This is a genomic window from Modicisalibacter sp. MOD 31.J, assembly GCF_020147985.1.
GTDB classification, from domain to species: domain Bacteria; phylum Pseudomonadota; class Gammaproteobacteria; order Pseudomonadales; family Halomonadaceae; genus Modicisalibacter; species Modicisalibacter coralii.
Window position 1 is genome coordinate 1 of record NZ_JAGXFF010000006.1, and the last position, 19,593, is coordinate 19,593.

Below are 19,593 nucleotides of genomic sequence, written 5' to 3' on the forward strand. Positions count from 1 at the left end.
CGGTGACGCGGTCGCGGGCCGCGTCATCGTCGACTGTCACGGATGGGTAAATGGGGAGACTTTACGCAAGCCTCTGCACCGCGCGCTATCGGGGATCTGTGATGGGGCGTGTGGGAAATCTCTTACAAAACCCGGGGCGGTTCTTCGCGGATCAGCGTGAAACGTCAAGGCCCCGCCAGGGGGCATGGTCGTTCGCGCTGAGCCGTGCCGCCTTCCCCGGCAAAATGCGATGACTCTTTTTGATTGGTGCGCCTGTACCGGGTGTACACAAGATAAGCGTGCCCGGGGCGGGCGCAGAAAAGCTAGCACTGGACGATCGGCAGTCGGCGAGGCAAGGCAAGGCGCCGGGCGCAACCGCACCGACTTCTACAAGCTGCTCGGGCGCCACTCGCTGGAGCCCGGCACCTTCAAGCCCGGCGCCGACGCCGAGACGCTCAATCAGGCCTGAGAGAGCCGGTGTGCCGGCCCTCGCCCTGCCGCGCCCCGGCACCGCCAGCGGCCCCTGGCCGACGCCGACAAGATGACTCGACAGGCCGTTTTCGGGATACGCGGAGGCTCGGTGCCAGTCTCCGCGTATCCCGGGGGCGGCAGGGAAATACCGCGATACCGTCGCGGGTTGACAGTTGCAAGAGGCTTATTTATATGGGGACGCATCAGTCCCTATCGTGAGTCATCATGGTCCTGCTGGCGGCTTTCGCTCTACTCTCCATTGGCTTTTCTTTCCTCTGCTCGGTGCTCGAAGCGGCGTTGTTGTCTTTGACCCCGAGCTACATCGCTCAACTGAAAGAGCAGCGCCCCAAGCTGCATGATTCCCTGTCCCGGCTGAAGGCCAACATCGACCGGCCTTTGGCGGCGATCCTGACGCTCAATACCATCGCCCATACGGTGGGGGCCACCGGTGTCGGTGCCCAGGTGTCGGTGTTGTTCGGCGAGACCTATATCGCCGTGGCTTCCGCCCTGATGACGCTGCTGATACTGGTGCTTTCGGAAATCATTCCCAAGACCATCGGGGCTACCTATTGGCGTGGCCTGGCTCCGCTGCTGCCACCGCTGCTGCGTGTCATGATCGTGGTCCTGGCGCCGTTCCTGTGGCTTTCCGAGCTGATTACCAACCGTATCGGCAAGTCCGAGCACGATGTCGACATGCGCGGCGAGATCAAGGCGCTGGCTCGCATTGGCCTGGAGGAGAAGGCGCTGGACAGCGACGAGACCCGAACCATCGTCAATATTCTCAATCTGCACGAGATCAGCGTGAAAAGCGTGATGACCCCGCGCACCGTGTGCGAGACGGTGGCGCCGATGCTGACGGTGGGGGAGTTCGACCAGCGCTACGGCAAGACCCAGTTCACCCGCTTCCCGGTCATGGACGCTGACGAGCAGGCCCTGGGCTATGTCCACAAGGCGGATACCTATCACGCCGACGATGCACAGACCATGAAGGCGCTGATGCACCCCGTCGAGGTTCTCCAGGAGGCCGACAACGTCGAGCAAGTCTTCACCTCGATGCTCAAGGACCACAACCACATGCGGGTCGTCTACGACGACCACGGCACCTGGGTCGGCCTGATCACCCTGGAAGACGTCATCGAGACGATCCTGGGTCAGGACATCGTCGACGAGACCGACAACGTGCAGAACCTGCGCAAGTACGCCAAGCAGCGTTGGCTGAAACGCATCAAGCGCGACGAGTCGGCCCGCTCGCAGCGCTGAGCGCGGCCCCCGCCACAGCCATGACGACCGCCCGCCGGCAGCAGCCCGGCGGGCGCTGTGTCGAGGTTCTTCGCGAATCAGCGTGAAACGTCAAGGCCCGCTATGGGGCATAAATTCCCTCCCAAGAAGACCAGTCTGGATGGCCTACATGGCGCATGCGGGTTCCTGTGGAAGGGGGCTCGTTCGCGCTGATCCGCGCCGCCTTCCCCCGGCAAAATGCGATGACTCTTTTTCATTGGTGAGCCTGTACCGGGCGTACACAAGATAAGCGCGCCCGGGACGGGCGCAGAAGAGCGAGCACTGGACGATCGGCAGTCGGTGAGGCATCGGGCGCGAAGATCGCTTGGACGCCCTCATGATACGCCAGTCGATGTAAATATAAATGATATGCGTTTTAATTTATACCGAGATGGCGGGGGAAACCGTATCGCTCAGATCGCGATATCGATGCTGCCGAACCGGGCCCGTCCGGACGGCATGTCGCTGGGTTGTCGGCTCAGTTCCGAGTAGAACCCGGCGAGAACCGAGCGGGCCAGCGTCCGGTCTAGGCCGGCGAGCTGCTTCTCGGCCTGACGCAGGGCCTTCTTGCCGTCGCGATTCTCCTCGTCGGTGGCGGCGCGCAACTGGGCGATCGCCTCACTCAGGGATTTCTTGGCGTCCTTGAGCAGGCCCAAGAGTGCGCCATCACGTGCCCCGGAGGCGGACTCAGAGGGTTGCCCGCTCGGTAGCGCCGAGGTGCCGGGCCCGACAGTGCTAGCGGAGGGCTTGTCGTCGTCCGTTGCTTCTTGTGTGCCTGCCGAGCCGGGTGTCGTATCGTCCGTGCGTCCACTCGTCAGGTTGGCTGGCGGAGTGGCTGTCGGCTCGCCGGGCGCGGTCGCGCCGTCGACCGATGTCAGTGGGGCCTCAGCCCCCAGGGTCAACTGCGCGCCCGTTAGCGCGTCGACGACCTCTGGCGTGGTCTGTGTCGCGCCCAGGGTCGGCGAAGGCAGGGCCATCGGGGCCGCCCCGGTGCCGCCGCCCAGGTTCCTGGCGAGGCCATTCAACTCGCCGGCGATGCTCTTGAGCTCCTTGGCGATCGCCGCGAGCTTGTTGGGCGAGGCGAACATCATCAGCGCCTTGAGCATCTCCAGGCGCTGCATGAGAAAGTCCGCCTTGTTCTCGTCGACCTCGCGGGGCATCGCCTGAAGACGCTGCAGTCCATCCTGGAGCTCCTGCAGGCGCTCGGCGACCGGGTTGGGCGCTGTTTCCTCGGTCCGGCCAGGTAGCGATGTCGACGGGGTGGGTCCGGTGCCATCCGCCCGTGCCGCTAGGGTTGTCCGCTCCATGACGGTGGCGCGAGGTGCGGGGTAAAAGGGCGAGCCGATCTTCATGGGCGTTCCTTGCTTGAGCGCTGGCGTAGCACTATTCAAGCAGGATATCGGCGGCGCCAGTGAATAGTTGAGCGGTCGCTATCGCTTGTATCGGCGCTTGACCTCGACACTGAGCCGGCCTTCGCCAAGCCGTGCCTTGAGCGTCTCGCCCGGGCGGGTGTCGCCGGCGCGCTTGATCACCGTGCCGTCGGCGTTCTCGAGGATCGCGTAGCCGCGCCCCAGCACCGCCAGCGGGCTGACCGCCTGCAGTTCGCGCACCAGCGCCGCCAGGTTTGCCCGGCGCTGTTCGATCTGGCGCGGCATGGCGGCGTGCAGCCGCTCGTCGAGGGCATCGAGCCGGCGTCGTGCCTGCGTGAGGTGACGGCCGGGATCGAGCCCCGCCAGCCGGCTGCGCAGGTGGTCGAGGTGGCGGCGCTCGCCGGTCAGGCGCTGCTCCAGGGCGCGGTGCAGGCGGCCCTCCAACTGGTCGAGACGCTGGCGCTGCTGGGCGAGTCGCTCGCCGGGGTGGCGCAGCCGGGCACGCAGGTGATCGAGACGCTGGGCCTCGGCCTCGAGCCGGCCCTGCTGGGCGTTGGCCAGGCGCTGGCGGAGCTCGCTCAGGCGCCGGCGCCGATCGCGCTGGTCGGGCACCAGTTGCTCGGCGGCGGCCGAGGGCGTCGGCGCGCGCACGTCGGCGGCGAAGTCGGCCAGGGTGACGTCCACCTCGTGGCCCACCGCGGCCATCACCGGCAGCCGCGAATGGAAGATCGCCCGCGCCAGATGCTCGTCGTTGAACGCCCACAGATCCTCCAGGCTGCCGCCGCCGCGAGTCACCAGAATGGCGTCGAAGCCTGAGCCGGGCGACTCGGCGAGGCGGTTGGCGATGGCGATCGCGCGAATGATCGCCGGCGCCGCCTCGCGACCCTGCACCGCCACCGGCAGCAGCGTCACCGGCAGCGCCGGCCAGCGCGCGGCGAGCACCGCCAGCACGTCGCGGATCGCCGCACCGGTGGGCGAGCTGATCACCGCCAGATGGCGCGGCGGGTAGGGCAGCGGGCGCTGGTTGGCGAACACCCCCTCGCCGGCGAGCTGGCGCTTGAGGCGCTCGAAGGCGGCGAGCAACGCCCCCTGGCCGGCGGGCTGCACCGCCTCGACGATCAACTGGTAGTCGCCGCGCGGCTCGAACAGCGAGACCTTGCCGCGCAGGCGCACCTGGTCGCCGTTGTTCAGCGCCGGGGTGAAGCGGGCGCGGTTGCGGAACAGCGCGCATTTCACCTGGGCGCGGTCGTCCTTGAGCGTGAAGTAGACGTGCCCCGAGGCCGGCCGCGCCAGGCTCGAGATCTCCCCCTCCACCCAGCATTCGCCGAACCCGCGCTCCAGCATCTGCCGGGCACGGCGGTTGAGCTCGCTGACGGAAAGGGCGGCATCGGTGGCGTCGGGCATGGCGGACATCCTCGTGGCGATCGGGGCAGCCTACCATCATCGCCGTCTCCGGAACGACGCGGATGACTCTATGGTAATGAAAAACATTATCAGTTTTATTCGTATTGACTGTTCGATATCCCCTTACAGAATCTGACGCTCGCTTGACCAAAAACCATAAGGCGGCCTTCGTGTACCGCCAAACCATCAAGGGGATCGAGCATGACCGAGAGTCAGAAAAAGTCGCCCGTGAGCCGCGCGCGATGGCAGGGGGCCACAGCCGCGCTGCTTTGCTGCACACCGCTGATGGCTTTCCCGGGGAGCGGCAACGCCCAGGAAGCCGACGAGGGCAACGGTGACGAAGCCAAGGACTATCGGCTCGCGCCGATCATCGTCAACGCCCGGGCACTCGCCGACGACAACGCGAACACCACGGTGGCCCGGGAGCTGTGGATGGGCGGCAAGGTCGCGACCAGCATTCAGGACACGCCCGCCTCGGTGTCGGTGATCACGCAAAAGGAGATCGAACAGCGCGACGCCACCACCACCGAGGAAGTCCTGCAATACACGCCGGGGGTCGTCACCGGCTACTGGGGCACCGACGACCGTAACGACTACTTCCAGATTCGCGGCTACGATGCCACGACCTACCGTGACGGAATGACGCTCGGCACGATGCGCGGCGTGCGCGAGGAGCCCTATGCCTACGAGCGTGTCGAGGTGCTGCGCGGTGCCAATTCCACCTTGTTCGGTCCGGCGGATCCCGGCGGCTCGGTCAACTTCGTGAGCAAGCGTCCCAGGTTCGAGCGCTTCGGCGAAGGCTACGTGGGCTACGGCTCGTTCGACCACAAGGAGGTCGGTATCGACGTCGGCGACACCCTGGATGCCGACAAGACACTGGCCTATCGTTTCACCGGCAAGTTCAAGGACAGCGACCGCGAGTACGCTCACTCGAATGACGACGACCGCTTCCTGATGGGCGGACTGACCTGGGAACCGACGGATGCCACCTCGGCCACCCTGATCCTGGATTATCTGAAACGCGACAACACGCCCAACAGCGGTGGCTACCCGCTCGACGGGGAATACGACCGTGACGCTTTCTTCGGCGAGCCCGGCTTCAACGATCACGACGTCGAGCGTACCAGCGTGACCGGCATGCTCACCCATGACTTCGACAACGGGCTGACCCTGCGCGGCAACCTGCGCTACAGCGATCTGAGCGACGACTCGGGCTACGTCTATCTCTACGACTACGCCGGACGACAGGGCACCGAACTGTCGCGCTATTATTTCGGTGGCGACTCGTCGGCCCGGGAGTTGATCGGCAACGCCATCCTGCAATACGACGCCAGCTTCGAGGCCATCGACAGCAGCACCCTGGCGGGTGTCGAATATCGCGATGCCGCGACCGACGACAGCTCCTTCTACGGGCTGGCGCAGCCGATCGACATCGCCGATCCCGAGTACAGCGGGGCGCCGGCGAGCCTGGACGTGTACAGCCGCAACGACCAGGACTACACGACCCGCTCGGTCTTCCTGACCCAGAATCTGTCCTTCGACGACCGCTACATCGTCACGCTGGGAGTGCGCAATGACGCGATGGATCTCTCCAGCACCGACATGAGCGGCGTCAGCGCTTCCGATGACATCTCCGAGACCTCGGTACGCGGTGCGCTGACCTACAAGATCAATGACGAGGTCTCCACCTATCTCAGCTACGTGGAATCGGTCGCGCCGCCTTCCATCGGGGTCAAGCCCGAACGCGGCGAGCAACACGAGATCGGCGTGAAATACGCGCCTCTCGGCATGGACGCGCTGTTCTCGGCGGCAATCTATGACCTGACCAAGGAAGACGTCACCATCGCCGTGGTGCAGGACAATGGTGCCATCCAACAGGAAACCCTCGGCGAATCCCGGGTGCGGGGCCTCGATCTGGAAGCCAAGGTCGAGTTGACCGACAACGTCAACCTGACCGGCGGCTACTCCTACATGGCCTCGGAGGTGGAGCGGGGCACGCTTCGCGACGGCACCTCGATCGAAGGCAACGAGTTCACCACCGCACCGAAACACACGGCGTCGCTGTGGGGCCATTACACCCTGCCGGACGCCGGGATGAGCGTCGGCCTCGGCGCCCGCTATGTGGGGTCTTATTACTTCGATGCCGCCAACACGGCCAAGAGCGAGTCGGCCACGCTATTCGATGCGGCCTTCGGCTATCGGGTCGTCAAGGACACCGACCTGACCGTGCACGTCAGCAACCTGTTCGACGAGCAGCACGTGGTCAACTCCGGTACGGCGAACTACTACAACCAGGGCCGCGAAGTCGTGGCCAAGGTGAGCTACCGCTGGTAGGGCCGGAGTGACGACAGAAGCCGTGGGAAATGGAATGGACCCGTCCCCCCTTGTGCCAAGATGAGCTTGTAACGCCATCTATCGGTGCATGGGGCACCCACGGCATCCCGAGAGGAGGGTCCATTCATGAACAAGATTAGCATTGTGGGTATCGATCTCGCCAAGCACGTCTTCCAACTGCACGCCATCGATGCACACGGCCGCAAGGTCTTCGGCAAGTCGGTGAGCCGCCAGCAACTGCGCCTGACACTGAGCCAGATGCCGCCGTGCCGGGTCGCGATGGAAGCCTGTGGTTCGGCCCATTATTGGGCGCGTGAGATCCGCGCGATGGGGCATGACGCGCTCCTGTTGCCGCCCCAGGCCGTGAAGCCCTTCGTCCAGGGCCACAAGAACGACGCCCGCGATGCGGCGGGGATCGCCGAGGCGGCGGCGCGTCCCGCCACGCCCCACGTGGCCATCAAGACCGAGGCGCAACAGGCGCTTCAGGCCATACATCGGGTACGCACACGTCTGGTTCGCGAGCGCACGGCGATCGGCAATGAGTTGCGCGGTCTGATGGGCGAGTTCGGACTCGTGGTGGCCCAGGGCCACGCGGTGCTTCGCCAGGGCGTCGCCCGAGAGTTGATCGAGCGACACCGCGAGCGACTGGGTAGCGCCCTGTGCCTGCTGCTGGAAGACCTGATCGCCCAATGGCGTGACGTGGACGAGCGGCTCAAGGGTTATGACAAGCAGCTGATGGCACTGGCCAAGGCCTCGTCGGATGCCGAACGGCTGATGAGCGTGCCCGGCATCGGTCCGGTCAATGCCACGCTGTTGCTGAGCCATCTGGGCGATCCCCGGCGCTTCCCCAACGGCCGCCAGTTCAGTGCCTCGATCGGTCTGGTACCGCGGCAGTTCTCCAGTGGTGGCAAGGCGCGGTTGAAGGGCATCACCAAACGGGGCAACGGCGAGGTGCGACGCCAGTTGGTGCATGGGGCCCGGGCGGCCTTACGCCAGTTCCAGCGCCAGGCGGCTCCCGACCGGCTGGCCCGTTGGGTCTGTGAGCTGGCGGCACGCGTGGGCCAACGCAAGGCGATCGTGGCGCTGGCCAACAAGCTGGCCCGTATCTGTTGGTCCGTGCTGGCTCATAGCCGGCCTTATCAGCCTCAGGGCCAGGTGATCTGAGGGCCGGACGGGAAGAAAGGCAAGAAGCGCAAGCGGATACAGAAAAGCGTTTTCCGAGGTTGCGCGGGCAAGTTGCCTCGATGACATGGTCGGCAAGACCGGCTCTCTGGCACACTGATAATTCGCTAGGCCCGTTGGAGGCCGTGTGGGAGATAAGAGGCCAGAGAGCGCGCATTCCATCAGGGCCCGGCGCCGCAGGCGCCACAAGAGGCCGGATATAAGCGTGCAGTCTCACCTCATGTCTCGTCGCTGCTGGCTTGCACAACGGGACGGGTCCATATAAGCGAACTTGTTCGCGATGAATCAATCGGCCATCTAGCCCGACAATCGGCAATGGCGCGTCAAGCCACGCCCCGGAGCCCGTCCACGACCAGCATCAGGCCGCCCAGGAGTACCACGGCGTCCAGGAGCCGGGCGTGGGCTTGCGTGGAAAGGCGTCGTGCCAGGCGCCTGGCCAGCAGCGTGCCCGGAATGGCACAGATGCCGATGATCCCTGCCAGGACCCAGAGCGCCGGCGGCAGGGCGCCCGTGGCCTGGAACACGCCGACCTTGGCGAGGCCCAGCGCCAGGGAGATGCCAGCATCGGTGGCGACGACGCCGGCGCCGGACGAGCCGCACGCCATCAGCAGCGCGATCAACACGACACCGGACCCCGAGGTGCCCCCCGTCAGCAGCCCGTAACCCGCCGCGCCCAGGGACATGCCCCGCCTGCCTACCCGGCCCCGGCGACGCATCAGCCACGGTCGCAGCGCCACGATCAGGACCAGCATCAGGCCAAGGACGAGGCTGATGCCGGGACCGGAAAGCCGGGTATAGCCATAGGCGCCGAGAAGACAGCCGGGCAGTGCCAACGCCACGATGCGAGCCGCCTTGTGCCGGTCGAGATGGGTGCGGAAGGCGAATACCCGGCTGGTGTTGGTGAGCAGTGCCGAGAGGCCGATCACCGGGACCACCGCCTCGGCGCCGATCAGCGGGATGAGCACCGGGGGCAACAGGAGCCCGGTGCCATAGCCGCCGATGCCCCCGATCACCGCCGCCACGAAGGCCATGGCGGCGACGATCAGGCCGTGACCGGCATCGAGATGGCTCAGGGCGGTAGAGGCTGCGGGTTCCACGGGCGGTCATCCAGTCGCTGAAGCGCCTTCAGGGCGGTCAGCCGGCAGGATGCGCCGCTCCTCGGCGCCGGTCCAACGAGAAAGACTCGTGGCGTGACAAGGCCGGCTTGTCGGTGGCCGGCGGGCCAGAACACGGGACCTCTAGGCGAGCGCCTGCCTGGCCACGGTGATGAAATGGCCCACGGCGGGCGGTGGCGACGCGGCCTTGTGGCTCGCCAGGTAGAAGTCCCGGGTCAGGCTTAGCGAGGCGATGCGCTTGGCGATCAACCGCCCGCTCGCCAGGGCATCGCGGGCGCACAGCGAGGAGAGGATGGCCACGCCGAGCCCGGCCTGTGCCGCCGCCTTGGCCGCCTCCGGGTTACCGGCAGTCAGGGTGATGTTCATTTGCTCCATCGACAGACCCAGGGTATGCAGCCGGCGCTGCAGAAGGGCGCGCGTGCTCGAGCCTTCCTCCCGCGCGATCAGGGGCGCCGCTTGCAGATCCTGCAGGGTGACGACGGCTTGGTCGGCCCAGGGATGATCGGGCGCGACGACGAAGACCAGCGGATCTCGAAAGCAGGGCGTGGTCTCCAGGCGCCCGGGATCCGGGGCGCCGGCACTGGAGATGGCGACATCGACTCGCCCGTCGTGAAGCCGCTCGACGACATGGCGACTGTTGCCCACCTCCAGCAGGATGCGGGTAGCGTCGCGTTCGTGAAAACGGCTCATGAGCCGAGGCAGGCGGTACTTGGCGATGGAATGGGTGGCTGCGATGCGCAACGTCGGCTGGGCGCTACGCGCGATGGCGGTGAGCGACTCGTTGGCTTGTGCGTACAGGGCCAGGATTCGCTCGGCGTGGGCGAACAGCGTCCGCCCGGCCGGGGTGAGCGACGTGGTGCGATGCCCGCGGGTGAAGAGTCGCGTGCCCACCTCGCGTTCCAGCGAACGGACCTGCAAGGAAACGGCCTGCTGGGTCAGGCCGAGATGCCCCGCCGCCCTCGAGAAGCCGCTGTGTGTAGCCACGGCGTGGAAGACGCGCAAGCGCTGGTCTCTGAGAAGGGTCATCGGTGGCATGGGCAATGGCCGCTCGAGCAGTGTCGTTGCTTGAGCATAGCGCAAGGCAGTTCATGGCCGAGGCCGAATGCCAGACCGCCGGGAGTGAACGCCCTCCCGCCAGACCCGGTGCCGGCAGGCCGCGTGGGAGCGAACGGGTTCGCGATGAAGGGACCACTGGGTCAGATTGTAGGCATCGGGTTGCCTGATAGGGCGGCCTCAGCGGAGCCCAAGTGCCATCACCAGTGTGAAGATGACGCACGGTAAAACGGCGAACCATAGTTTTCCTTCATCGCGGCAGTCGACCATGTATATTGTTAACACGCTAATCATTATCTAGACTTGCCCCACTTCAGCGAGCCCCGGAGGCTCGCTTGCATTGTCGCCCTGACGTCCTCGTTACAAGGAGTTTGCTACGTGGCTTCGTTATTCGAACCGTTCGATCTCGCCGGCACCCGCCTGAACAACCGCATCGTCATGGCGCCCATGACCCGCTCCCGCGCCCCGGAGGACATCCCCACGGAACTGGGGGCGCTCTACTATCGCCAGCGCGCCAGTGCCGGGCTGATCATCTCCGAAGGCACGCCGATCTCGCGTCAGGGGCAGGGGTATCTCTACAACCCGGGTATCTTCGGCCCCGATCAGCTCGCCGGCTGGGCCAAGGCGACCCGTGCGGTACATGAGCGCGGCGGCGTCTTCTTCGCCCAGATCTGGCACGTCGGGCGCGTCTCGCACACTACCGTGCAGGTTGCCGGCGCCTCGCCGGTGGGCCCCAGCGACAAGCCCGGCGGCATGGCCTTTGGCTATAACGAGGACGGCAAGCCGGACATGCTCAAAGCCAGCCAGCCTCGCCGACTCGAAACCCGGGAAGTCAAGGATATCGTTGGCGATTTCGCGCAGGCGGCGGTCAACGCCCGCGAGGTGGGCTTCGACGGCGTCGAGATCCATGGCGCCAACGGCTATCTCTTCGAGCAGTTCCTGAATCCCGGCGTCAACGACCGCGACGACGAGTACGGCGGCTCGCGGGAAAACCGCTGCCGACTGCTGCTGGAAGTGGTCGACGAGGTCAGCAAGATGATCGGCGCCCGCCGTGTCGGGGTGCGTCTCTCACCGCATGGCACCCTGTTCGACATGCCGGAGTACGACGACAACGGCGAGACCTACCTTCACCTGGCGCGTGAATTCAACAAGCGCGGCCTTGCCTACGTGCATCTGCACGACCAGGGCGGCCAGGGCATGCCGCCCATGCCGCGTGACTATCTGCGCCAGTTCCGCGACGTCTACGACGGCACGCTGCTGCTCGCCGGCAATCTGGACCAGGCAGAGGCGCAGACGCTGATCGACGAGGGCACCATCGACCTGCCGGTGTTCGGTCGCCTGTTCACCTCGAATCCGGATCTGGTGGAGCGCATGAAAAACGGCTGGCCGCTGGCGGATTTCGATCCGAATACCTTCTACGGCGGCGATGCCCGCGGCTACGTGGACTTTCCCACGTATCCTGAAGAGCAGGCACGTCTCGAGCGCGAGAAGATGCTCGAGGAGAAATCCTGACCGGAGCATTTTCTTGTCGAGCTATCTGGCCTGGTGGTAGTGCCAGCGCCCCAGGCCAGCTAGGCAAGGAACCCGTGGGAGCGAACGGGGTCGCGATGAATGGGGCACCGAGCGGCCGTACCCTCCGCCATCGGGAATGCCTTTCTTCAAATAAGCCTCCCGCCACCCGCGCCCGGCCGCCGTGTCTTTGCCATTGGGAATACCTTGTCTCCAGTACGCTTGCCCATAAGGACAAGCTACAGACAGGAGCCGTGGGAGCCGCGCTTAGCCATGTCTGCCAGGTGGTAGGCGGCTTCTTCGAGCAATGTTTCCTAGAGAGTGAACTCCGGGTTGGGAAATCCCGGCGCAGGGCCTTCTAGCGAGGTGACCACCTGATCCAGCATGGCCGTGATCTCGCGGCCTAGGAAGTCGGCAAAGCGGGGATTCCTTATCGTTCGGTCGACGGTTTCGGCAGGCAGAAAGCGAGTCATTTCGTCCTGAAAGGCTGTACCGGACACAATGCCGACCAAGCGTGATTGCATATCCCTGGCTCGGTCAGGGTAGTGCTCTACGGTATAGTCCTGAATCTTGCGCTTGATGAGCTCGATATCGGGAGACGCCCCTTGCTGCTTGAGCCATGCCAGGTCCCAGATGTCACGATGCCGCACATATTGCTTTGTGTTGACCAGCGAGATCAATTTGTCCGCCATGACTTCATCTAGGCTTTCCGTCTCGACCAGCAAGTCGTCGTAGCCATCCGGCAGAAAAGGGTAGTGAACCTGGATTGCATGCGCCTCCCGCGTATACGCAGGAATGCTGGCCACTTCCAGTTTGATACGCTGCTTAGGAATGTCCTTTCGGGCCGGCGCCGTGACTACGGAAACCTGCCACTTGTCGACACGAATATCACGGTAGCCGGTTTCTTCCCGCAGTTGCTTCGGCTCCTTGACGCTGACCTCGAGCTGATAGCGATTGCTGACGTAGTCCTCGATGCATGCGCGAATGCGCGCCAGATCCTGGCTGCAAAAATCCCAGCCGCCGGCGAAATCCAGGTCTTCGCTGAAGCGCGGTGAGCCCTGACACAAGCGAAGAGACGTTCCTCCCTGAAAGGTCAGTCCATCCAGAAGCCGTTCCTGCTCGAGTGCGAACAGGATATCGAGATGCAGCAGCTCCTTCTCGATAACCGGGCGCATGGCAATACGACCAGGCTGGGACATCGCTCGAGCGACCAGCTCGTCGAAGTTGGCGCGTTCAGTGTTCATACGGCAGGCTCGCTTGGTCGACAAGGTGGGTATTGCGTCCGACCCGCTTGAGATCGTCCCACGCAGCCTGGGGTGTCGCCAGCCGCAAGGGACGCCCTACATCGCGCATCCGGTCGAGCAGTTGGGGAATGGACCGTTTGGTGTGGGTGAACTCGATGGTGCCATAAGGGGTTCGATACTCGCCCTTGCGTCCGGTGGTCATTACCGTCAGCCGATCGACGGGGATCTGTGAGATCGCGCCATATTCCGAGAGCGCGGACTCGAGGCTGACATAGCTGTATTCGCCGCGGCGCATGGCCTTGGCGATTCTTTCGAGCAGGTCGGCGTCCTGATGTCGTGACAGCTTGTAGACGTACACGCCACGGCTGGCTGCCTCGAGCAGGCCATACCGGCGTAGTCGATTGACTCCCTCTTGCAGGGTCTTGGGGCTGTCTTCGGGGAAGATCTTGGCCAGGTCCGAGAGGGTAAATACATAGCGATGTTGTCGATCCCAGTCGTCGAGCCGGGCACGGGCGGTGATCTGATCCATTAAGTACACACCAAGACTATCTATAGATAGTGTATATGTACACTTGCTGCATGACAAACAGCACTGTCGGGCCGTTCGGCTTCCTGGCCACCCAGGTCAGCTTCGGCCTGCATGAGCTGTTCGGTTTCTCGCAGGGCTATGGCACGCAACTGGTCATCCTGGCGGCGCTGGGCGCCGTCTACGTGACCTCGGCGATGACCGGCATCGGCCGCGGCATCCAGATGCTAAGCCGCTTCAACGTGTTCCTGGCGCTGGCGATCGCCGCAGCTATCTTCATCTTCGGCCCGACCCTGTTTTTGACCAACGCCTTCACCCAGGGCTTCGGCGAATACCTTTCCTCGTTCTTCCGCATGGCGACCATGACCGCCGAGACCGCGCCCGCCTGGTGGATGAAGTGGTGGACGGTGTTCTTCTTCGCCTGGTTCATCGGTTATGGCCCGTTGATGGCGATCTTCGTGGCGCGCATCTCGCGCGGCCGCACCATCCGTCAGATGATCCTCAGCGTCGCGGTGATGGCGCCCATCGCCACCACCGGCGACTCGATGAGCTACGCCATTTCGGTGGTCGGCAGCGGCCACGACGACCCCAGCCCGCTGGTGCGTGCCTTCTGGGGCATCGTCATGGCACTGATGGCGGCCACTCTGCTGTACATGGGCGCCGGGCAGATCGGCGTTTTGCAGCAGTTCATCGTGATCACCGCCATTCCGGTGTCGCTGGTGTTGCTGCCTTCGCTGTGGACCGGCCCCCAGGCGGCCCGGGCCATGGCCCGCGAGCAGGGGCTACTGAGCAATCCTACCCCCAGCCGGCAGGGCTGAGGCCGAACGGGGCGGCCGTACGCGGCTTGCCCCGATCGTTCCACAGTCGCATTGAGTGGAAAAACGGGCGACGTTATAATGGTCGATTAACTTCTCCCCCCTCCCCACAATCTGCTCATTGGGTGATTCCGATATGCTACGTATGGCGCAAGAAGCTCTTACGTTCGACGACGTATTACTCGTTCCCGGCTACTCGGATGTCCTGCCCAAGGACGTCAGCCTCAAGTCCCGCCTGACCCGCCACCTTCAGCTCAACATCCCGCTCGTCTCGTCCGCCATGGACACCGTCACCGAAGCGCGCCTGGCGATTGCCATGGCCCAGGAAGGCGGGATCGGCATCATCCACAAGAACATGACCATCACCGCCCAGGCCGCCGAGGTGCGCAAGGTCAAGAAGCACGAGAGCGTGATCGTCAAGGACCCGGTCACGGTGAGCCCCGAGGCCAAGCTCAAGGACCTGCTGGCGATGGCCGACGAATACGGCTACTCCGGCTTCCCGGTGGTGGAAGGGGAGACCCTGGTGGGCATCGTCACCGGGCGCGACATGCGCTTCCAGCCCGACCACAGCGACGACGTCGCGGCGATCATGACCCCGCGCGAGAAACTGGTCACCGTGACCGAGGGCACGCCGCTCGACGCCATCAAGGCCAAGCTGCAGGAAAACCGCATCGAGAAGATCCTGATCGTCGATGACGCCTTCCGCCTGCGCGGCCTGGTCACCGTGCGCGACATCGAGAAGGCGCGCACCTACCCCTACGCCGCCAAGGACGCCGACGGCCGCCTGCTGGTCGGCGCCGCCGTGGGCACCGGGCCGGAGACCGCCGAGCGCATCGCCGCACTGGCCGAGGCCGGCGTCGATGTCGTGGTGGTGGATACCGCCCATGGCCACTCCCGCGGCGTGATCGAGCGGGTGCGCTGGGTGAAGGAACACTTCCCCGCGGTGCAGGTGATCGGCGGCAACATCGCCACCGCCGAAGCCGCCCGGGATCTGGCCGAGGCCGGCGCGGACGCCGTCAAGGTGGGCATCGGCCCCGGCTCGATCTGCACCACCCGCATCGTCGCCGGGGTCGGCGTGCCGCAGATCACCGCCGTCTCCAACGTCGCCGAGGCGCTCAAGCCCTACGACATCCCGCTGATCGCCGACGGCGGCATCCGCTTCTCCGGCGACCTGGCCAAGGCGATCGCCGCCGGTGCCAGCACGGTGATGATCGGCGGCCTGCTGGCCGGCACCGAGGAAGCCCCGGGCGAGGTCGAGCTCTACCAGGGCCGCACCTACAAGGCCTACCGCGGCATGGGCTCGATGGGCGCCATGTCCCAGAGCCAGGGCAGCGCCGACCGCTACTTCCAGGACAAGTCCGAAGGCGCCGAGAAGCTGGTGCCGGAAGGCATCGAAGGCCGCGTGCCCTACAAGGGCCTGATGAGCGCCATCGTCCACCAACTGATGGGCGGGCTGCGCGCCTCCATGGGCTACACCGGCTGCCACGACGTCGAGGAGATGCGCACCAAGCCGCAGTTCGTGCAGATCACCGGCGCCGGCTTCGCCGAGTCGCACGTGCATGACGTGCAGATTACCAAAGAGGCTCCTAATTACAGAGCTGGCTGATACCTGAGTAAGAAGGAAGATAGAAGAGATAAGAGGGAAGAAAAGAGAGGCGGGGCATACCGCCTCTTACTTCTTCATTCTTCCCTCTCGATTTTCGAGGCAATGATCCAGGCCTCGACGTTTGAGTCCACAACGGCGGTGCCCATTTCATGCAAGATATTCACGCCCACAAGATCCTGATCCTCGACTTCGGCTCCCAGTACACCCAGCTGATCGCCCGTCGCGTGCGCGAGATCGGCGTCTACTCCGAGGTTCGCGCCTTCGACATCACCGAAGCCGAAATCCGCGAGTACAACCCCAACGGCATCATCCTCTCCGGCGGGCCGGAGTCGGTCTCCGAGCTGGGCTCGCCGCGCGCGCCCGAGTGCGTGTTCGAACTGGGCCTGCCGGTGCTGGGCATCTGCTACGGCATGCAGACCATGGCCGAGCAGCTCGGCGGCGCCACCGAAGGCTCCAACAAGCGCGAGTTCGGTTACGCGCAGATCAAGGTCAGCGGCGACGACGACCTGCTCGGCGGCATCAAGGATCACGTCGACCACGACGGCAGCGCGCTGCTCGACGTGTGGATGAGCCACGGCGACAAGGTCGCCCGGGCGCCCGAGGCGTTCAGCGTCACCGCCTCCACGCCGAGCTGCCCGATCGCCGCCATGACCTGGCCCGAGAAGCGCTTCTACGGCGTGCAGTTCCACCCCGAGGTGACCCACACCCTGCAGGGGCAGCGCATCCTCGAGCGCTTCGTGCTGGAGATCTGTCACGCCGAGCGGCTGTGGACTCCGGCGCAGATCATCGAGGATCTTTCCGAGCGGGTGCGCGAGCAGGTCGGCGACCGCCATGTGCTGCTGGGCCTTTCCGGCGGGGTGGACTCCTCGGTAGTCGCGGCGTTGCTGCACAAGGCAATCGGCGACCAACTGACCTGCGTGTTCGTCGACAACGGCCTGCTGCGCAAGAACGAAGGCGACCAGGTGATGGAAACCTTCGCCAGCCACATGGGCGTGCGGGTGATCCGCGTCGACGCCGAGGACGAATTCCTCGGCAAGCTCGAAGGCGAAAACGACCCCGAGGCCAAGCGCAAGGTCATCGGCAACACCTTCATCGACGTGTTCGACCGCGAGGCCGCCAAGATCGACGGCGTGGACTTCCTCGCCCAGGGCACCATCTACCCGGACGTGATCGAGTCCGCCGCCAGCAAGACCGGCAAGGCGCACGTCATCAAGTCGCACCACAACGTCGGCGGCCTGCCCGAGACCATGAAGCTCAAGCTGGTCGAACCGCTGCGCGAGCTGTTCAAGGACGAAGTGCGCAAGCTCGGCCTCGAACTCGGCCTGCCGTACGACATGGTCTACCGTCATCCCTTCCCGGGACCGGGCCTCGGCGTGCGCATCCTCGGCGAAGTGAAGAAAGAATACGCCGACATCTTGCGTGAAGCCGACGCCATCTTCATCGAGGAACTGCACAATGCCGACTGGTACCACAAGACCAGCCAGGCCTTCGCCGTCTTCCTCCCGGTGAAATCCGTCGGCGTCGTCGGCGACGGCCGCCGCTACGAATGGGTCATCGCCCTGCGCGCCGTGGAAACCATCGACTTCATGACCGCCCGCTGGGCGCACCTGCCCTACGAGCTGCTGGAGAAGGTCTCCAACCGAATCATCAATGAAATCAGCGGCGTATCGCGCGTGACCTACGACGTCAGCAGCAAGCCGCCCGCGACGATTGAGTGGGAGTGAACCAGTGACGGCTAAATAGGCCTCGCAGAAAGCCCGCCGTGAGGCGGGCTTTTTAGTGGGGATGAAGAGGTTCCAATATCGATCCTGGCATTTATCGGGGCTTGACATAGCCAACTGTCTTTTAGGTTTCTTTCTGTCTACTGAAAGCAGTTTTTGTTGGGACGATGAGGTGTTAGCATAGTGCCCACAGCATTTTTCCTCAATTGATGACTTACTAACTTACTGTCTCGCTTCACCCGATAGAGAGTAAGCTAGCTCCGTTAGACGTTCAGTGCGGACATCTAGGAAATCTTTAAATGGAAGATCTTTGTCATAGTACTGGCACAGCGCTTCCTCTAGATATTTTTCTCGATTTGCAGTCGACATCTCGTCAAAGTACGTTTCTGGTGCTCGAGCTTTAATATTATTGTTGTCGCTTCTGGTGAGAAAGCAAATATTGGCTAGAGAATTTATGTCACGAGCTTCTTCGCCAAGGGTTTCAAGATGCTTTCTAGGGAAGATGTGGTGGAACTCGTGACGACTCCCCTTCTTGAGAACCTTGGATGCATCTATCTTTGCTCCGCTCAAAAAGGAATGTGGCTGCCTATTTGCGAGCATCAAAACAAGTGCTTTAGAATTGGCCGTGCCGGCTGAGAATCTTGATTTTCTAAAGTCAAACTTTATTTCGAAAGCAGGGAATTTGAAGTTGTGATCTTCGTTTTCTTTTAAGGCTTTCATTTCGCGGATGTCGCTGGCCTGTCTTTCAGTGACATCCGACGAAAATCTGCGGGTAAAAATAGATCGCCAGAACCAATGTACTAACTTCTCCTTCTGCTTGTCGGAATAGTTCACGCCGTCGCTTGCAGTCGTTGCAAAAAAAGTGCTCAACGGAACAATAACGCCCGGGAAAGGCAGCATTTTGTAGTGGACTACACCGAGTTCTCTTTTGAGAAAATCAATGGCTCCTAGAATGCCAGCGTCTATCTCTGCAAAACGATCTCGGATGTCATCGCCTTGGAGGTCCAAAATTTTATTCGGAGATGTTTCCCCAGTGATGACAGCTGCACAAGTTCGAAGTTGCAAGTCTCGTTCGTCAGATAGATCCTCAAACCCATGCTCGGTGATCTTGATCTGAAGATCCTTGAATTTTTCAACTAAATCAAAATCATCAGACCAACTCCATGCGGCTAGAAGCTCGAATAGATCGAGCTCGGTGCCAGCTCGATTGATTCGCTCAAAAACGATTGCCACTTCATTTCTATCTTGCGTTTCGAAAGTTTGGTTTTGTATTCTGTACTCTTTAAATTTCTCTTGCACCTTGTCGACGAGAGTTGCCTTCTCATCTGAGAGGCTTTTGGTGGCATTACGATAAGAGACTGTATCGAAAAAGGTTTTTATGGGGAAGTGGCGATCAGGATCTACTTCCGAGATGTCAAGTGCAAAAAAGGAAGTGTCTTGAGGGTTTTCTGCTGCATCCATGTCAAAGTATATATCAACCCAAGATGAGTCCGACGGCCTGAGTTCTGTTTGGAAAACGCTAAACAAGCTCGTTAAACGCTGCTGTCCATCTAGAACATAGTTGACGGGGTAGTCTTTTTTGGGTTCTGGTAAGTCAAAAGCCCCTAGTCTCTTTTCTGTGTTTAATCTTTGGTCTGTCTGCCAGAAAACAACCGTCCCGATAGGGAAGTTCTTGTAAACACTGTCTATTAAAAATGCAATCTGGTCAGGCTCCCATACGAAATCTCGTTGGAAAGCTGGGATTCGAATATCACCTGCGCTCACGCGGTCCACTAGAGTGCGAATTGTTAGATCAGTCATGTTTATGTCTCACCTGAGATTTTTAACAATTTTCTTAAGGCTTGCTGTTGATAGTGGTGTGTTCATGTTGTTCGTGATGTTCTTCTCTGTGTTAGCTTTTCGCCTGAGAGGCCTGTTGTATTTGATCAGAGAGTCAGTAGCTGCGCTGTATGTTTCCGATAAATACGTCATCAAGTACATGGGAGA

15 protein-coding genes are annotated in these 19,593 nt (G+C 62.8%); 8 read left to right on the plus strand and 7 right to left on the minus strand.

What is annotated here, in order from left to right:
* Window positions 1-229: 229 nt before the first annotated feature.
* Window positions 230-448: a hypothetical protein gene (locus KGR00_RS19805; protein WP_224419011.1), complete on the plus strand. Its 219-nt coding sequence runs from the start codon at window positions 230-232 to the stop codon at window positions 446-448.
* A 227-nt stretch (window positions 449-675) separates the two neighbouring features.
* Entirely contained in the window at window positions 676-1,710 is a 1,035-nt protein-coding gene (locus KGR00_RS19810; protein WP_224419012.1) for a CNNM domain-containing protein, read from the plus strand.
* A gap of 431 nt (window positions 1,711-2,141) precedes the next feature.
* Here KGR00_RS19810 and KGR00_RS19815 read toward each other — a convergent pair whose 3' ends face one another.
* Both KGR00_RS19815 and xseA read right to left on the minus strand, forming a co-directional pair.
* Window positions 2,142-3,080 carry a hypothetical protein gene (locus KGR00_RS19815; RefSeq protein ID WP_224419013.1) on the minus strand — a complete coding sequence of 313 codons (939 nt, stop codon included), beginning with the start codon at window positions 3,078-3,080 and terminating at the stop codon, window positions 2,142-2,144.
* Window positions 3,081-3,158: 78 nt separating this feature from the next.
* The gene (xseA, locus tag KGR00_RS19820) at window positions 3,159-4,502 is read right to left on the minus strand and encodes an exodeoxyribonuclease VII large subunit (protein ID WP_224419014.1); all 1,344 of its coding nucleotides are present in this window, start codon (window positions 4,500-4,502) and stop codon (window positions 3,159-3,161) included.
* Between the two features lie 228 nt (window positions 4,503-4,730).
* Here xseA and KGR00_RS19825 point away from each other — a divergent pair, with 228 nt between their 5' ends.
* Both KGR00_RS19825 and KGR00_RS19830 read left to right on the plus strand, forming a co-directional pair.
* Window positions 4,731-6,836 carry a TonB-dependent siderophore receptor gene (locus KGR00_RS19825; protein WP_224419015.1) on the plus strand — a complete coding sequence of 702 codons (2,106 nt, stop codon included), beginning with the start codon at window positions 4,731-4,733 and terminating at the stop codon, window positions 6,834-6,836.
* Window positions 6,837-6,962: 126 nt separating this feature from the next.
* The gene (locus tag KGR00_RS19830) at window positions 6,963-8,000 is read left to right on the plus strand and encodes an IS110 family transposase (protein WP_224424105.1); all 1,038 of its coding nucleotides are present in this window, start codon (window positions 6,963-6,965) and stop codon (window positions 7,998-8,000) included.
* A 341-nt stretch (window positions 8,001-8,341) separates the two neighbouring features.
* Here the strand turns inward: KGR00_RS19830 and KGR00_RS19835 are convergent, their stop codons facing one another.
* Window positions 8,342-9,115 (minus strand): TSUP family transporter, encoded by a 774-nt coding sequence (locus KGR00_RS19835; protein WP_224419016.1) that lies wholly within the window; start codon window positions 9,113-9,115, stop codon window positions 8,342-8,344.
* Window positions 9,116-9,256: 141 nt separating this feature from the next.
* Window positions 9,257-10,159, minus strand: coding sequence for a LysR family transcriptional regulator (locus tag KGR00_RS19840; protein ID WP_224419017.1), 903 nt, complete (start codon window positions 10,157-10,159; stop codon window positions 9,257-9,259).
* A gap of 405 nt (window positions 10,160-10,564) precedes the next feature.
* On the opposite strand from KGR00_RS19840, the gene KGR00_RS19845 reads away from it, so the two are divergent.
* On the plus strand, window positions 10,565-11,698 hold the full coding sequence (locus KGR00_RS19845) for an alkene reductase (protein ID WP_224419018.1): 1,134 nt from the start codon (window positions 10,565-10,567) through the stop codon (window positions 11,696-11,698).
* Window positions 11,699-12,009: 311 nt separating this feature from the next.
* Here KGR00_RS19845 and KGR00_RS19850 read toward each other — a convergent pair whose 3' ends face one another.
* The gene (locus KGR00_RS19850) at window positions 12,010-12,939 is read right to left on the minus strand and encodes a nucleotidyl transferase AbiEii/AbiGii toxin family protein (RefSeq protein ID WP_224419019.1); all 930 of its coding nucleotides are present in this window, start codon (window positions 12,937-12,939) and stop codon (window positions 12,010-12,012) included.
* Window positions 12,929-13,468 carry a hypothetical protein gene (locus KGR00_RS19855; protein WP_224419020.1) on the minus strand — a complete coding sequence of 180 codons (540 nt, stop codon included), beginning with the start codon at window positions 13,466-13,468 and terminating at the stop codon, window positions 12,929-12,931. The genes KGR00_RS19850 and KGR00_RS19855 overlap by 11 nt, the downstream gene beginning before the upstream one ends.
* A 29-nt stretch (window positions 13,469-13,497) precedes the next feature.
* On the opposite strand from KGR00_RS19855, the gene KGR00_RS19860 reads away from it, so the two are divergent.
* The 3 genes from KGR00_RS19860 to guaA all read left to right on the plus strand — a co-directional run bounded on the left by KGR00_RS19860 (window position 13,498) and on the right by guaA (window position 17,610).
* Window positions 13,498-14,283 carry a BCCT family transporter gene (locus KGR00_RS19860; RefSeq protein WP_343232811.1) on the plus strand — a complete coding sequence of 262 codons (786 nt, stop codon included), beginning with the start codon at window positions 13,498-13,500 and terminating at the stop codon, window positions 14,281-14,283.
* A 133-nt stretch (window positions 14,284-14,416) separates the two neighbouring features.
* Window positions 14,417-15,886, plus strand: a complete 1,470-nt coding sequence (guaB, locus tag KGR00_RS19865; protein ID WP_224419021.1) for an IMP dehydrogenase — start codon at window positions 14,417-14,419, stop codon at window positions 15,884-15,886.
* A gap of 149 nt (window positions 15,887-16,035) precedes the next feature.
* The gene (gene guaA, locus KGR00_RS19870; RefSeq protein WP_224419022.1) at window positions 16,036-17,610 is read left to right on the plus strand and encodes a glutamine-hydrolyzing GMP synthase; all 1,575 of its coding nucleotides are present in this window, start codon (window positions 16,036-16,038) and stop codon (window positions 17,608-17,610) included.
* Window positions 17,611-17,829: 219 nt separating this feature from the next.
* Here guaA and KGR00_RS19875 read toward each other — a convergent pair whose 3' ends face one another.
* Window positions 17,830-19,407, minus strand: a complete 1,578-nt coding sequence (locus tag KGR00_RS19875) for a DUF262 domain-containing protein (protein WP_224419023.1) — start codon at window positions 19,405-19,407, stop codon at window positions 17,830-17,832.
* Window positions 19,408-19,593: the final 186 nt, after the last annotated feature.